Here is a 13,793-nt window from a genome sequence, read left to right as displayed (position 1 = left end):
GACCGCGCTTGCGGCGAAACCTAGCCCGCCAGATCCAGCTTCGAGGCCACAGTCGAATCCGCATTGAGCCGGTAGATGATCGGAACGCCGGTCGCGAGCTCGCGCTTCAAAATGCCCTCCGGCGACAGCTTCTCCAGCACCATGATCAGCGCGCGCAGCGAATTGCCGTGGGCGGCGACGAGGGTGCGCTTGCCGTTGAGCACGCCGGGCAGGATCTCCTGCACGTAGTATGGCAGCGCGCGCGCCAGCGTGTCCTTCAGGCTTTCGCCGCCGGGCGGCGGCACGTCGTAGGAGCGGCGCCAGATCAGCACCTGGTCCTCACCCCATTTCTTGCGGGCGTCGTCCTTGTTGAGGCCGGAGAGATCGCCGTAGTCACGCTCGTTCAGCGCGAGGTTCTTCGTGGTCGGCAAGCCCTTCTGACCGAGCTCGCCGAGGATGAGCTCGAGCGTGTGCTGCGCGCGGGTCAGCGCCGAGGTGTAGGCGACGTCGAACTGGAGCCCCTGTGCCTTCAGCTTGCGGCCGGCTTCGGTGGCTTCCTTGACGCCGAGTTCGGTGAGATCCGGATCCTTCCAGCCCGTGAACAGGTTCTTCAGATTCCATTCGCTCTGGCCGTGGCGCACGAGCACGAGAAGACGTTCGCTCATTGATTCCATTCCGTTGGTTCAGATGTCGGACAGGCCGAGCACGTCGGCCATGGAGTAGTGCCCCGGCGTCTTGCCGTGCGCCCACAGCGCCGCCTTCAGCGCGCCGTGCGCGAACAGCATGCGGTCCTCGGCCTGATGCGACAACGTCAGGCGCTCGAACGGACCGAGGAAGGTCACGCTGTGATCGCCGGCAACGGTGCCGCCGCGCACCGACGCAAAGCCGATCGCGCCCGGCTTGCGCGCGCCGGTGATGCCGTCACGGCCGCGTTCCGAATGCGCCTCGTCGAGCGGGATGCCGCGACCGGCAGCCGCGGCCTGGCCCAGCATCAGCGCGGTGCCGGAGGGCGCATCGACCTTCATGCGGTGATGGGTTTCGACGATCTCGATGTCGAAGCTTTCATCGAGTGCCTTGGCGACGCGTTTGACCACGGCGGCGAGCAGATTGACGCCGAGGCTCATATTGCCTGACTGCACCACGACTGCGCGGTTGGTGACGCTCTTGATCACCGCGTTGTCGGAGCCCGACAGGCCGGTGGTGCCGACGACATGGACGATGCCGCGCTCGGCCGCGATCGCGACATTGGCGATGGTCGCGGCCGGCACCGTGAAATCGAGGATGCCGTCGGCCTCCTTCGACATCGCCCAGAGATCGGCCGAGAGCTTGACGCCGTTGGCCGGGAGGCCTGCGAGCACGCCGGAATCCTTGCCGAGCAGCTCGGAGCCCGGCGCCTCCAGCGCGCCCGCCAGAACCGCGCCTTTGCTCTCGGCAATCGCCCGCACCAGCGCGCGGCCCATCCGGCCGCCGGCTCCAGCAACAATCAAGCGCATGTCGGACATGGTGCGATCCTCTTCGGGGGCCGTTGTAGCGGGGGGACGCAGTTCCGGCAACCGAGGGCGCAAACTCCACCGTCATATGCCCGGGCTCGTCCCGGGCATCCACGAGGCGCCACACGCATGAGGCAAAGACATGGGTGGCCGGGTCATAGGCGAGCGGAAGCGACGCCGTCCTTCGGACGGCTATGCCCGGCCATGACGGAGCTTGATCCGGCCTCAGCCGTCCTGCGGCTGCGGGCCGTCATAGCCCTCGATGATGATGAGGTCGGCGACCGAGTGCGGCTGGCGCACCTTGATGTTGGCCTGGTATTCCGGCGAGTTGTAACAGTCGATCGCGGTCTGGTAGCTCGGGAATTCGATCACGACGTTGCGGGTGCGGCTGGCGCCTTCGACGGTGGTGAACTTGCCGGCGCGGACGACGAAGCGGCCGCCCCATTTCTTGAAGATCGGGCCGTTGGCAACGGCATAAGGCTTGTAGCCCTCGTCATTGTTCACATCGACGCGCCCGATCCAGTAGCCTTTTGCCATTATCCTTCTCCCTTGCTGTTGATTAGCCGAGCGCTTGCGCAATCTCGGCATGGATGCCTTCTGCGATGGCCTTGGGATCGGCAGCTTCCACCACGGGACGCCCGACCACCAAATAATCGGCGCCCGCGACAATTGCGCGACCGGGCGTCATGATGCGCTTCTGGTCGCCCGTCGCCGAACCCGCCGGGCGGATGCCGGGGGTGACGAGGCTCATCTGATGGCCGACGATCTTGCGAAGGCTGCCGACTTCCTCGGGCGAGGACACGAGGCCGTCGACGCCGAGCACCTGCGCCTGCTGCGCGCGCGCCTCGACAAGCTCGGAGACGCCGAGCCGATAACCGGCCGCGTGCAGATCGTCCTCGTTGTAGGAGGTCAGCACCGTGACCGCCAGGATCTTCAGCTTCGAGGAGCCGCGGCCCTCGACGGCGCCTTTCATGGTCTGCGGATAGGCGTGCACGGTGAGGAAGGTCGCGCCTAACTTCGTGATGCTCTCGACGCCCTGCATCACGGTGTTGCCGATGTCGTGCAGCTTGAGATCGAGAAAGACTTTCTTGCCCTTGTCGGCGAGCTTGGCGACGAGCGGCAGGCCACCGGCATAAGCCAGGCGATAGCCGATCTTGTAGAATGTGACGCTGTCGCCGAGCCTTGCGATCATCGCCTCCGCGGCATCAACGCCGGGCAGATCGAGCGCGACGATCAGGCGATCCTTTGGGGCGATCTCGGCTGGCGTCATGTCACCTCACATCATGCGTTGGGAAATGTCGATCAACTCCGCGACCAGCTCCTTCAACCCTGCGATATCGCCCTCGTCCTTGAGCTTGTCCATATCGTCATAGGCCTGGTCGGCAAAGGCGAGCGTGAGCTGGCTGGCAATCACATTGGCGTGGCAGGAGGTCAGGATCAGCCTGAGCGCCTGGAGCGCGCGGGCGGCTCCTAACCGGCTCTGCGAGGCGCCGGCGAGCGCGAAGGCGCGGTCGCGGAACACCTCGCCGCGCGCCTCGTGCGGATCCTGCACGCGGCTGACCCAGTCGATCGCGTTCTTCAGCAAGGGCGGCACCGAGGCGTTGTATTCGGGCGAGACGAACACCACGCCGTGGTGCGTGCCGATCATGCGCTTGAGATTGACCGCGTTCTTCGGGACACCCGATTTGGCCTGCAGATCGCCGTCATAGATCGGCAGCGGAAAATCGGCGAGCGAGATGCGGGTGACGTCGACGCCGGCCTGGGCGAATTCATAGGCGATGACCGCGGCCAGCTTCGCATTGTGCGAGCCGGTGCGGAGCGAGCCGGGAATGACCAGGATTTTGGGGGCTGACATCCTCTTCCATACGTTCGGCGAAACGAGCCCGCCGCGCATGAGAGGAAGCCGGCGGAATTAGTCCTTGCGATACACCCAGACGCGGGCCGGCGGAAGGTTCATCCAGATCCGTTCCGAGGCCTCTGTGGACACGCCGGGCAGCGATTTCGGGATCGGCGGCACCACCGCATAGGTGAACTGGACGAAGGGCGCGCCGGGCGCGAGCGCCGCGAAGGCGTCGCGGATCAGCCGCAGCCGCGTCAGCATCGGTTTTGTCACCAGCGGCAGGCCGGAAACCACCGCGCTGGCCGGCGCGCTCAGCACGTTCCAGAGCGTGTCGCGCAGGCGATAGGCATCGCCCTGCACCACCTTGGCCTGCGGAAAACGATCGCGCAGCAGCGCGCAGAAACCGGGATCATATTCGACGAGGACGAGACGCTTCGGATCGACGCCCCGCTCGACCAGCGCCGAGGTGATGGCGCCGGTGCCCGGCCCGAGTTCGACGACCGGCGCGTCGGAATCGACGTCGACGTAATGGGCCATGGTCCGGGCCAGCAGCTTGCCGGACGGCATCACCGCGCCCATGTGCAGCGGCTTTTCGATCCACGACCTGAGGAAACGCACCTCGTCATCGAGACGAGGCTTCTTCAACGCACGCGCGGACGATGGCAATGGCATGTCGGGACCGGACGGGACCGCAGGACCGCGGCGTGTCAGAAAATGGTCATAAACAGGTATAGGCCGCAGGCGGTACGGTCAAGACGAGTCAGCTCGCCCGATTGCTGAACAGATCCTTGACCTTGGCGAAGAAGCCGACGGATTCCGGCTGGGTATTGCCGGAGGACAGCTTTTCGAACTCGGCCAGCAATTCCTGCTGCTTCTTGGTGAGGTTTTGCGGGGTCTCGACCGCGACCTGGACATACATGTCACCGGTCTGGCGCGAGCGCAGCACCGGCATGCCTTTTGATGCAATGCGGAATCGACGACCGGACTGGGTACCGGCGGGTACTTTCACCTTGGCTTTGCCGCCATCGATGGTCGGCACCTCGAAGTCGCCACCAAGGGCGGCCGTCACCATCGAGATCGGCACCCTGCAGTGCAGATCGGCGCCGTCGCGCTGGAACAGCTGGTGCTGGGCCAGCGACAGGAAGATGTAGAGGTCGCCGGGCGGGCCGCCGCGAACCCCGGCCTCGCCTTCGCCGGCGAGCCTGATCCGGGTGCCGTCCTCGACGCCCTGGGGAATGTTCACCGAGAGCGTCCGCTCGCGGGTAACGCGGCCCTGGCCCGCGCAGGACGGGCAGGCGTCCTCGATCATCTGGCCGCGGCCCTGGCAGCCCGGACACGTCCGCTCCAGCGTGAAGAAGCCCTGCGACTGCCGCACGCGGCCGGCGCCGCCGCAGGTCGAGCAGGTCTTCGGCTTGGTGCCGGCCTTGGCGCCAATGCCCGAGCAGGCCTCGCAGGTGACCGAGACCGGGATCTCGATCTGCGCAGTCTTGCCGCCAAAGGCTTCCTCGAGGGTGATTTCCATGTTGTAGCGCAGATCGGCGCCGCGCTCGCGGCCGCCGCGGCCGCCGCGCTGTCCGGCCATGCCGAACAGATCTTCGAAAATGTCGGAAAAAGAGGAGGCGAAGCCCGCGCCGAAGCCGGCACCGCCGCCGCCCTGCTCGAACGCCGCATGGCCGTAGCGGTCATAGGCGGCGCGCTTGTCCTTGTCTTTCAGGACCTCATAGGCCTCGTTGATTTCCTTGAACTTGACCTCGCTGGTCGCATCCCCGGGATTGCGGTCGGGATGAAATTTCATCGCCAGCTTGCGGAACGACGATTTAAGCTTGCCCTCGTCGGCGTCGCGGTCGACTTCGAGGGTTTCGTAGTAGCAGCGCTTGGTGGACGTGGACATGTCGGACTCGATCTATCCAATCGCGAATTCAGGTCAGGACGAAGCGGCGTCGGCACGCGGCATGGTCAGGCTTTCGCCTGGCCATGGGGAGCTGCATGGCAGCGTTCAGCATAACGGCAGGGAATTGATCGATCGTAACGGAGCGCTGCCCCGTGCCCGACACGGAGGCCTCTCCCCTGAGGGGAGAGGCCGACTGAGCGTGTAGGGTCCAAGCCGTCCGCATCATGACCCTCTTGGGGCTTATGCGGACTTCTTGTTGTTCTTGTCGTCGTCGACCTCGGTGAATTCCGCGTCGACGACGTCGTCCTTGGCCGCGTCCTTCTTGGCGTCGGCCTCGGCCTGCTGCTTGTACATGGCCTCGCCAAGCTTCATCGAAGCCTGCGCCAGCGTGTTGGTCTTGGCCTTGATGCTTTCCGCATCGTCGCCCTTCAGCGCTTCCTTGAGGTCGCTGACGGCATCCTCGATGGCGCGGCGCTCGGTCTCGGCGACCTTCGATCCGTGCTCGGCCAGTGCCTTCTCGGTGGAATGCACCAGCGCGTCGGCATGGTTCTTGGCGTCGACCGCCTCGCGGCGCTGCTTGTCGGCCGCGGCGTTGGCCTCGGCGTCCTTGACCATCTTGTCGATGTCGGCTTCCGACAGACCACCGGAGGCTTGGATGCGGATCTGCTGCTCCTTGCCCGTGGCCTTGTCCTTGGCCGAGACGTTGACGATGCCGTTGGCGTCGATGTCGAAGGTCACCTCGATCTGCGGCATACCGCGCGGAGCCGGCGGAATGCCCATCAGGTCGAACTGACCGAGCATCTTGTTGTCGGCCGCCATTTCACGCTCGCCCTGGAAGACGCGGATGGTGACCGCGTTCTGGTTGTCCTCGGCAGTCGAGAACACCTGGCTCTTCTTGGTCGGGATCGTGGTGTTGCGGTCGATGATGCGGGTGAACACGCCGCCCAGCGTCTCGATGCCCAGCGACAGCGGGGTCACGTCGAGCAGCAGCACGTCCTTGACGTCGCCCTGGAGCACGCCGGCCTGGATCGCAGCGCCGATCGCCACGACTTCGTCCGGGTTGACGCCCTTGTGCGGCTCCTTGCCGAACAGCTGCTTCACGACTTCCTGGACCTTCGGCATGCGCGACATGCCGCCGACCAGAACGACTTCGCCGATCTCACCGGCGGTGACGCCGGCGTCCTTCAGCGCCTTGCGGCAGGGCTCGACGGTCTTCTGCACGAGGTCGTCGACCAGCGCCTCGAACTTGGCGCGGGTGAGCTTCATCGTCAGATGCTTCGGGCCGGTCTGGTCCGCGGTGATGAAGGGCAGGTTGATCTCGGTCTGCGTCGTCGACGACAGCTCGATCTTGGCCTTTTCAGCGGCTTCCTTCAGGCGCTGCAACGCAAGCTTGTCGTTGCGCAGGTTGATGCCCTGCTCCTTCTGGAACTCGTCGGCCAGATAACCCACGAGGCGCATGTCGAAATCTTCACCGCCGAGGAAGGTGTCGCCGTTGGTCGACTTCACCTCGAACACGCCGTCGCCGATTTCGAGAATGGAGATATCGAACGTGCCGCCGCCGAGATCGTAGACGGCGATGGTGCCGGCCTTGGTCTTGTCGAGGCCGTAGGCCAGCGCAGCCGCGGTCGGCTCGTTGATGATGCGCAGCACTTCGAGGCCCGCGATCTTGCCGGCGTCCTTGGTGGCCTGGCGCTGGGCGTCGTTGAAGTAGGCGGGGACGGTGATGACGGCCTGGTCGACCTTCTGGCCCAGATGGGCTTCCGCGGTCTCCTTCATCTTCTGCAGGATGAAAGCCGAGACCTGCGAGGGCGAGTAGGTCTGGCCGTCGGCCTCGACCCAGGCGTCGCCGTTGGAAGCCTTCACGATCTTGTAGGGAACGAGCTTCTTGTCCTTCTCGACCATCGGGTCGTCGTAGCGGCGGCCGATGAGGCGCTTCACTGCGAAGAACGTGCGCTCGGGATTGGTGACGGCCTGGCGCTTGGCAGGCTGGCCGACGAGGCGCTCACCGTCATCCGTCACGGCGACGATCGAAGGCGTCGTGCGCATGCCTTCGGAATTCTCGATAACTTTGGCGTTTTTACCATCCATCACGGCGACGCACGAATTCGTGGTGCCGAGGTCGATCCCAATGACCTTTCCCATGGTCCTGATATCCTTCTTTTTGCGGCAGGTTGGCTGGGCCCAAGAGGCACCCGAACCGAAACCCCCTAAGATCAAACATCCGCGATATTGCGATGATTGGGGGTCATATAGGAGGGGGGGAGGGGGCCGCAAGGACCGAAGCTACGTTTCGACCGTGAAAACATTGGGTTTTGGCAGAGCATATCCGGGACCGACCGCCCTTGCGGGTGAGGAAATATTAACAGGTCCGGGGATTCGCCGGGCGCGCCACCGTGATCCGCCGCGCCCTGTTACCGGCAGGCCAAACCCGCTAAAAGGCGGACCGGCCAAGGATCGGCCAAGGATCGACCAAGGCGCCGCCCCTCTGCTGCTTCGCGCGACAAAGCGCCCGGTGGCCGACCATCGAACGGCCTCAATGTGAACCAATCAGAGTGCCCATGAAGCTCACCCGCCCCCTCGCCGCGCTCGCCCTCCTCATTGCCTCCGCGCTTCCGGTCCTCGCGGCCGACGCCGTCTACCCGCCCGGGCTTCGCCTCGGCATGGTGCCGCTGGTGGGCCTTAGCACGGCCAAAACCTTTCCCGGCTTCGAGAGCGAGGACGGCAGCGTCAAGGTGCTGATCACCGAGCTGCCGCCGGCGGCCTATGGCGAGGTCGTGAGCGCCTTCAATGCCAATCCGGCGGGCACCAACGGCGTCAAGCAGGACAAGATCGAAACGCCGGCGGGCCTTGCCTATTTCACCACCGAGAGCGGCAAGGCCGGCGAGACCCCGGTCAAGCGCTATTCGATGATCGTGCCGGGCGCCGGCTTCTCCGGCTATGTCGCGGTGCAGATTCCGGAGAATGCGACCAAGATCTACACCGACGAGGCGGTGCGGCAGATGTTCGCGAGCACCGTGACCCGCAAGCAGGTCTCGGCCGAAGAGCAGATCGCGTTGATGCCGTTCAAGATCACCGATCTCGCCGATTTCAAGGACATCCGCACGCTGGCGCCGGGAAGCAGCATCATCCTGGCCGATGGCAACGAGAGCACCGGCTATGAGTCGCAGCCGTTCATGATCCTCGGCCTGATCGGCGCGAGCCCGCAAGCCGCCGACGACCGCGCCCGCTTCGCCCAGGAAGCCGCGCTGCAGATTCCCGGCGTGCGCGAATCCCGCATCACCATGTCGGAGCCGATCCGCATCAACGGCCAGCAGGGTTTTGAGACAAGGATCGACGGCGTCAGCGGCAAGGACAAGACCCCCGTAACCGTGGTGCAGTGGATCCGCTTCTCGAGCGGCGGCGCGTCCTTGCGCATCATCGCCAGCGCCCCGCGCGACCAATGGCCGGCGGCCTTCACCCGCTTCCGCGCCGTGCGCGACGGGATCCAGCCGAAGGGCTGAAGCCCAAGCACTGGCCAGAACCGGCTGCATTTTCGGGCTTCTGTTCGTATACGAACGGAACTAGGCTTCGCCTCCGTTGGATCATCCCAGGGGGAGGCGAACGGTGCTTGATCGACGACAAATCCTCGCGGCGCTCGGGACAAGCGCGCTGGTGGCCCTCGCTCCGACCTCGCTGCTCGCGGCGGCCGCGATCAAGCCGGACGATGCCTCCGCGCTTCTGGTGATCGACGTGCAAAACTGCTTCCTGCCGGGCGGCAGCCTCGCGGTGAAGGAAGGCGAGCAGGTGGTGCCCGTCATCAACCAGATCTCGAAGGCGTTTGCCAACGTGGTGATGACGCAGGACTGGCACACGCCGGGTCACATCTCGTTTGCGTCGGTCCATTCCGGCAAGAAGCCGTTCGAGACCGTCGATCTCGCTTACGGCAAGCAGGTGCTGTGGCCCGACCATTGCGTGCAGGGCACTGATGGCGCCTCGCTGTCGAAGGACCTTGCGATCCCGCATGCCGAACTCATCATCCGCAAGGGCTTTCACAAGGACGTCGACAGCTACTCGGCCTTCCTCGAAGCCGACGGCAAGACCTCGACGGGGCTCGCAGGCTATCTCAGGGGGCGCAAGATCAAGCGCGTCTTCGTCGCGGGGCTGGCGACCGACTTCTGCGTCGCCTGGACCGCGCTTGATGCGCGCAAGGCGGGGTTCGAGGTCTATGTCGTGGAGGACGCCTGCCGCGGCATCGACACGCAGAGCTCGCTTGCAAAAGCCTGGGCCGATATGGCCAAGGCCGGCGTGAAGCGGATTCAGTCGGGTGATATTGCGGTTTAAACAGGCCGCGCGGCGCTTTCCATGAAGTCCCCGCGTGCGGCCGGGCTGTGAGGCCTGTCGCGAAATGGCGGCCGGCTGACTCCACCGACGCGAGACTGTTCCCCTGCGCCTGAGGTGACGACGGGACAACGAGGAGCTTTCCACCAGAACTATTCTACTTTAGGATGCATTGCCGCATGCAGGCTCCGGCCTGAAGATTTTTTCTGCGGCGCAAATCATTGCAACGCCTTCGTCGCTGCGGACTGCTGCGGAGCGGAGGCAAGCGTCGCATGACGCATCAGTTTCGGGGAGGCGTTTAATGGCCAAGCAGGTCATCGTCGTCGTCCACGGCGTGGGCGTGAAACAGGCAGGGGTGAGCTCCGATTTGCTTGCGGCGGCGTTGCAGGACGACGATGGCAAGAGCGACGAGACCCGTCTGCCGCCGCACTCCAGCGACGATTTTGTGCTGCTTGAATCCCCAACGTACGATACGTCGGGCAAAGCGAGCACATTTCCGGCGCGCGTGCGGCGCTACCGCTCCTATGAAGCAAATGGTGTCATAAAGGAGGAGCGCGTCATCGCCGACTTCTTCTGGGGCGACATCACGGCGTTCGGATCAAGTATCGTAAGCGTTGTGCTCGCCTATTTTAAAGTGGCGATGGGCCTGTCGCATGCCATCCGCGAGAATGCGAGCGACGTCTATCCGGAGAACAAGTGGGAGGACCGCTGGATCCGCAGGCTCGCGCGCGGCGCCGCGTTGACGATTCACGGGCCCATCATTGCGCTGAATCTCGTACTGTTGCTGGGCCTGCTGATCGGCGCGCTGCTGCATGAAGCGGCTTCCGCCATATGTGGCCCGGAGGCGCTGGCATCGAACACGCCCGCGGCGGCAATTCTCCTGCGCGTTCAAATCGCTGCGGTTGTGCTATCAGCCATTGCCGCCGGATTATTTGTGCTGTGGCAAGGCCGCGGCGCTTTTCTTTACCGGCACCTGTTCACCTGGATCGCGCTGGGCGGACTGGCGTTTCTCCTGCTCGGATCGCCCGAGTTGTTCGGCTTCGCCGACAGCGACGCCGTGAAATCTATCGAATCCCGTCTGGTCCGGCTCGAGACCGGCATGTCTCTTGAAAACTTCAAACATGACTACCCCGGCCTGCTTGGAGTGGGCTGGCGCTTGATTACGTTGTTATCGGCGTCATGGCTCGTGGTGTTCATCCAGGCATTCCTCGTTAGCGCTCTGGGGTTCATCCGGCACATACGTTTGGGGAAGCCGCAGGCGCCGAAGCTGATCGTTCCGGCCATCGGCCTGATGTCGTTGCTGTGGTTCCTGCTGACCGCCGCGTTGTGGGCCGCCGTCCTTAAATTTCCCGCCTACAACCTCGGTCTCACAAAGGAAGCTGTCGCAGCGCCGTTAGTTGCAATCGGGGCGGCCATCATCGTGCTCGTCTGGCTCGCATTGGCAGCGGCCTCGGTCTTGCGTCGCAAGTCGGAACTTGCGCGAGGAGCATTTGCAGATCCGGCCACCTATATGGCCGATAACGGGGCAAGAGCTACCGAATATGCCGACCGGTACAGATTACTGGTCGCATCGAAGATGCTGAACGCGCTGAGCCTCTTCCTGCCACTGGTTATTGCAACCGCCTGTCTGGTTTCTATTCCCCTCTTCCTGCCGGACGGCGAACTCGCCTGGATTACAAATACCAGAAAGGCGCTGGAAAACTGGACCATCACGATCATCTTCGGAATTCTGACCGTCGGTACGTTGCTCGTCTACTCGCTAAAGGCCGAATTCTCCGCTGGGCTCGGCATCCTCGCCGATGTGCTCGCCTATCTGAACAACAGTTCCTGGATGTCCGACGGCACCGATGATGACCCCTACAGGACCGACGAGGCCCGGCAAACCTGGCTGGAACGACTGCTCTTCAAGGAAAAATCCTGCACGGCAACAAATACAAGCCCGCGTGGCTACTGGCTGCGTCGTCGCATCCACGACCGGCTCGACGTGCTCGTTCGAAACCTGATCCGCGACGAAAAACCGGACAGACTGGATATCGTGTCGCATTCCCAGGGAACGATGATTGCAATCGATCTCATCGATCTTCGAGGAGAAGGCTGGTTGAAGGAACTACCCCGCGGAAGCGGCATAGGGTTGGTGACAATGGGCTCGCCCTACACCCATCTATACGGTCACTATTTCCCCTCCTCGTTTCGGCCGATCGAGAACCGCCCAAATCTGAAAACACTGAAAGAAAATGGCCTGTTGCGCGCCTGGCTGAACATCTTCCGCATCGACGATTTCGTCGGCACCCACATCAGCAGGGGCATCTGGCCCGCCGAATTCCCTGTATCCCCGAATGGGCACACCAACTACTGGATCGACCGTGGTGTCGTAGACAGACTACGCAGATTTCTGGGTAACCCCACGACTGCGCCTACCGAGATGCCGAAGGCGGCCGAATGATCCGGCCGCCTGCCTCCTCGTACCCTCAGTTCGTTGCTTCAGCCGCCGGCGCAGCCTTCGCGCCGCCCTTGGCGACACCGACCAGGGCCGGACGCAGCACGCGCTCGCCGATGGTGTAGCCGGCCTGCATGACCTGCACGACGGTCCCCGTGGGCACCGATGCATCGGGCACCTCGTACATCGCCTGATGGAAGTTCGGATCGAACTTCTGGCCCTGCGGGTCGAGTTTCTTCACGCCGTGCTTTTCCAGCGCGCTGTGCAGCGAGCGCTCGGTCAACTCGACGCCCTCGATCAGCGCGGTCAGGCCGGGATCGGCCGCGGCGCGGGCGTCGGCTGGAACGGCATCGAGCGCGCGCTGGAGATTGTCGGCGATCTCGAGCACGTCACGGGCAAAGCCGGTGATGCCATAGAGACGGGCGTCAGAGACTTCCTTGGTGGTGCGCTTGCGCAGGTTTTCCATCTCGGCCAGCGTCCGCAGCATGCGGTCGCGCGCTTCGGCCGCTTCCTTCTGCAACGTTTCGACCGAGCCCGGCTCGGGATCGTCGGGCATGATGTAGGGCTTTGAAACCACAGGCTCGCCGGTCGCTGCAGTCGTGTCTTGGGGGTGCCGGTCTTGCTCGGTCATCGGCTCTAATCTCGAACTCGTTCCAGGTATTGTTGGCAGGGATGTTGGCCCGGATATCGTGCCTAAGCTCACGAAAATCAAGCGCCCGTGATCGGAGGAAACGCCGGGTCAGCCCCCCAAAAGGCGGCTGACGATGCGGGCGGCATAGTCCACGGTCGGGATCACGCGGGCATAATTCAGCCGCGTCGGCCCGATCACGCCCAAAACGCCGACGATGTGGCCGGCGGCATCCCGATAGGGCGAGATGATCGTGGAGGAGCCCGACAACGAAAACAGCTTGTTCTCCGAACCGATAAAGATGCGCACGCCTTCGGCGGTCTCGGCGCGGCCGAGCAGGTCGATGACGCCGCGCTTGGTTTCGAGATCGTCGAACAGCAGGCGAACCCGCTCCAGATCCTCCAGCGCGTGCAGGTCTTCGAGCAGATTGGCATGACCGCGGACGATCAGTTGGCGATCCTCGTTCTCGCCGCCGGACCAGCTGGCAATGCCGGCCGAAATCACCTTTTGCGTCAGCTGATCGAGCTCGGCGCGGGCCTCGGCCAGCGCCGTCTCGAGCTCCAGCCGCGCTTCGGCCAGCGTGCGGCCGCGGATCCGCGCATTGAGGAAATTACCGGCTTCGGTGATCGCCGAGGAGGGAACTCCCGGCGGCAGCGTCAGCACCCGGTTCTCGACCTGGCCGTCCTCGCCGACCAGGATCACCAGCGCCTTCTCGGGTTCCAGCCTGACGAATTCGATGTGCTTCAGCCGCGCATTGGATTTTGGCGTCAGCACCACGGCTGCGGCGCGCGTCAGGCCCGACAGCCGCGTCAGCGCCTGATCTAGCGCGGCCTCGACCGAGTGCGCCTGTCCGACGGAGGTGAGCTGGCTCTGGATCGACTGCCGCTCGGCCTCGTTGAGGTCGCCGACCTGCATCAGGGCATCGACGAAGAAGCGCAGGCCGAGTTCCGTCGGCAGCCGCCCTGCCGAGGTGTGCGGGGCATAGATCAGGCCGAGCTGTTCCAGGTCGGCCATGACGTTGCGGACCGAGGCCGGCGACAGCGGCATCGCGATCAGCCGCGAAATATTGCGTGAGCCGACCGGCTCGCCGGTCGCGAGATAGCTTTCGACAATTTGACGAAAGATGTCGCGGGAACGCTCGTTGAGCTGGGCGAGGCCTGCGCGCGGCGCGATCAGATGGATCGGATCGTGATGGGCCACAGACGGTAACT

Annotated in this window: 13 protein-coding genes; 3 read left to right on the top strand and 10 right to left on the bottom strand. The window is 64.1% G+C overall.

The annotated features are described in order from the left end of the window. Positions 1-20: 20 nt before the first annotated feature. From HYH08_RS25910 to dnaK, 8 genes are all read right to left on the bottom strand, one after another. Entirely contained in the window at positions 21-644 is a 624-nt protein-coding gene (locus HYH08_RS25910; protein ID WP_220012667.1) for a 2,3-bisphosphoglycerate-dependent phosphoglycerate mutase, read from the bottom strand. 18 nt (positions 645-662) lie between these two features. Next, entirely contained in the window at positions 663-1,481 is an 819-nt protein-coding gene (gene dapB, locus HYH08_RS25905) for a 4-hydroxy-tetrahydrodipicolinate reductase (RefSeq protein ID WP_220012666.1), read from the bottom strand. A gap of 213 nt (positions 1,482-1,694) precedes the next feature. Next, positions 1,695-2,006: a DUF1330 domain-containing protein gene (locus HYH08_RS25900; RefSeq protein ID WP_220012665.1), complete on the bottom strand. Its 312-nt coding sequence runs from the start codon at positions 2,004-2,006 to the stop codon at positions 1,695-1,697. Positions 2,007-2,028: 22 nt separating this feature from the next. After that, on the bottom strand, positions 2,029-2,739 hold the full coding sequence (gene pyrF / locus HYH08_RS25895) for an orotidine-5'-phosphate decarboxylase (RefSeq protein WP_220012664.1): 711 nt from the start codon (positions 2,737-2,739) through the stop codon (positions 2,029-2,031). 6 nt (positions 2,740-2,745) lie between these two features. Then, entirely contained in the window at positions 2,746-3,324 is a 579-nt protein-coding gene (locus HYH08_RS25890; RefSeq protein WP_220012663.1) for an NADPH-dependent FMN reductase, read from the bottom strand. Positions 3,325-3,381: 57 nt separating this feature from the next. Further along, positions 3,382-3,981: a class I SAM-dependent methyltransferase gene (locus tag HYH08_RS25885; protein ID WP_220012662.1), complete on the bottom strand. Its 600-nt coding sequence runs from the start codon at positions 3,979-3,981 to the stop codon at positions 3,382-3,384. 88 nt (positions 3,982-4,069) lie between these two features. Then, positions 4,070-5,200, bottom strand: coding sequence for a molecular chaperone DnaJ (gene dnaJ, locus HYH08_RS25880; RefSeq protein WP_220012661.1), 1,131 nt, complete (start codon positions 5,198-5,200; stop codon positions 4,070-4,072). Positions 5,201-5,440: 240 nt separating this feature from the next. After that, positions 5,441-7,342, bottom strand: coding sequence for a molecular chaperone DnaK (dnaK, locus tag HYH08_RS25875; protein WP_220012660.1), 1,902 nt, complete (start codon positions 7,340-7,342; stop codon positions 5,441-5,443). Positions 7,343-7,758: 416 nt separating this feature from the next. On the opposite strand from dnaK, the gene HYH08_RS25870 reads away from it, so the two are divergent. The 3 genes from HYH08_RS25870 to HYH08_RS25860 all read left to right on the top strand — a co-directional run bounded on the left by HYH08_RS25870 (position 7,759) and on the right by HYH08_RS25860 (position 11,960). Then, positions 7,759-8,700 carry a hypothetical protein gene (locus tag HYH08_RS25870; protein ID WP_220012659.1) on the top strand — a complete coding sequence of 314 codons (942 nt, stop codon included), beginning with the start codon at positions 7,759-7,761 and terminating at the stop codon, positions 8,698-8,700. Between the two features lie 103 nt (positions 8,701-8,803). Beyond that, entirely contained in the window at positions 8,804-9,520 is a 717-nt protein-coding gene (gene pncA / locus HYH08_RS25865) for a bifunctional nicotinamidase/pyrazinamidase (protein ID WP_220012658.1), read from the top strand. A 298-nt stretch (positions 9,521-9,818) separates the two neighbouring features. Then, a complete protein-coding gene (locus tag HYH08_RS25860) occupies positions 9,819-11,960 on the top strand; it encodes a hypothetical protein (protein WP_220012657.1) in 2,142 nt (713 codons plus the stop codon). A gap of 25 nt (positions 11,961-11,985) precedes the next feature. On the opposite strand, the gene grpE is transcribed toward HYH08_RS25860, so the two are convergent. Further along, positions 11,986-12,585, bottom strand: a complete 600-nt coding sequence (grpE, locus tag HYH08_RS25855; RefSeq protein WP_220012656.1) for a nucleotide exchange factor GrpE — start codon at positions 12,583-12,585, stop codon at positions 11,986-11,988. 108 nt (positions 12,586-12,693) lie between these two features. After that, positions 12,694-13,782, bottom strand: coding sequence for a heat-inducible transcriptional repressor HrcA (hrcA, locus tag HYH08_RS25850; protein ID WP_220012655.1), 1,089 nt, complete (start codon positions 13,780-13,782; stop codon positions 12,694-12,696). Between the last annotated feature and the right edge of the window lie 11 nt (positions 13,783-13,793).

The organism is Bradyrhizobium sp. BR 10289 (assembly GCF_019455385.1).
Lineage (GTDB): Bacteria > Pseudomonadota > Alphaproteobacteria > Rhizobiales > Xanthobacteraceae > Bradyrhizobium.
The sequence above is the reverse complement of the archived record's forward strand: the minus strand, read 5'-3'. Positions and strand labels throughout refer to the sequence as shown.

Excerpts from the sequence above, each read along its gene's own strand:
- dnaJ (WP_220012661.1), bottom strand. The coding sequence starts at position 5,200 with ATGTCCACGTCCACCAAGCGCTGCTACTACGAAACCCTCGAAGTCGAC.
- HYH08_RS25910 (WP_220012667.1), bottom strand. The coding sequence starts at position 644 with ATGAGCGAACGTCTTCTCGTGCTCGTGCGCCACGGCCAGAGCGAATGG.
- HYH08_RS25860 (WP_220012657.1), top strand. The coding sequence starts at position 9,819 with ATGGCCAAGCAGGTCATCGTCGTCGTCCACGGCGTGGGCGTGAAACAG.
- HYH08_RS25900 (WP_220012665.1), bottom strand. The coding sequence starts at position 2,006 with ATGGCAAAAGGCTACTGGATCGGGCGCGTCGATGTGAACAATGACGAG.
- dnaK (WP_220012660.1), bottom strand. The coding sequence starts at position 7,342 with ATGGGAAAGGTCATTGGGATCGACCTCGGCACCACGAATTCGTGCGTC.
- grpE (WP_220012656.1), bottom strand. The coding sequence starts at position 12,585 with ATGACCGAGCAAGACCGGCACCCCCAAGACACGACTGCAGCGACCGGC.
- dapB (WP_220012666.1), bottom strand. The coding sequence starts at position 1,481 with ATGTCCGACATGCGCTTGATTGTTGCTGGAGCCGGCGGCCGGATGGGC.
- HYH08_RS25890 (WP_220012663.1), bottom strand. The coding sequence starts at position 3,324 with ATGTCAGCCCCCAAAATCCTGGTCATTCCCGGCTCGCTCCGCACCGGC.
- pyrF (WP_220012664.1), bottom strand. The coding sequence starts at position 2,739 with ATGACGCCAGCCGAGATCGCCCCAAAGGATCGCCTGATCGTCGCGCTC.
- HYH08_RS25870 (WP_220012659.1), top strand. The coding sequence starts at position 7,759 with ATGAAGCTCACCCGCCCCCTCGCCGCGCTCGCCCTCCTCATTGCCTCC.
- HYH08_RS25885 (WP_220012662.1), bottom strand. The coding sequence starts at position 3,981 with ATGCCATTGCCATCGTCCGCGCGTGCGTTGAAGAAGCCTCGTCTCGAT.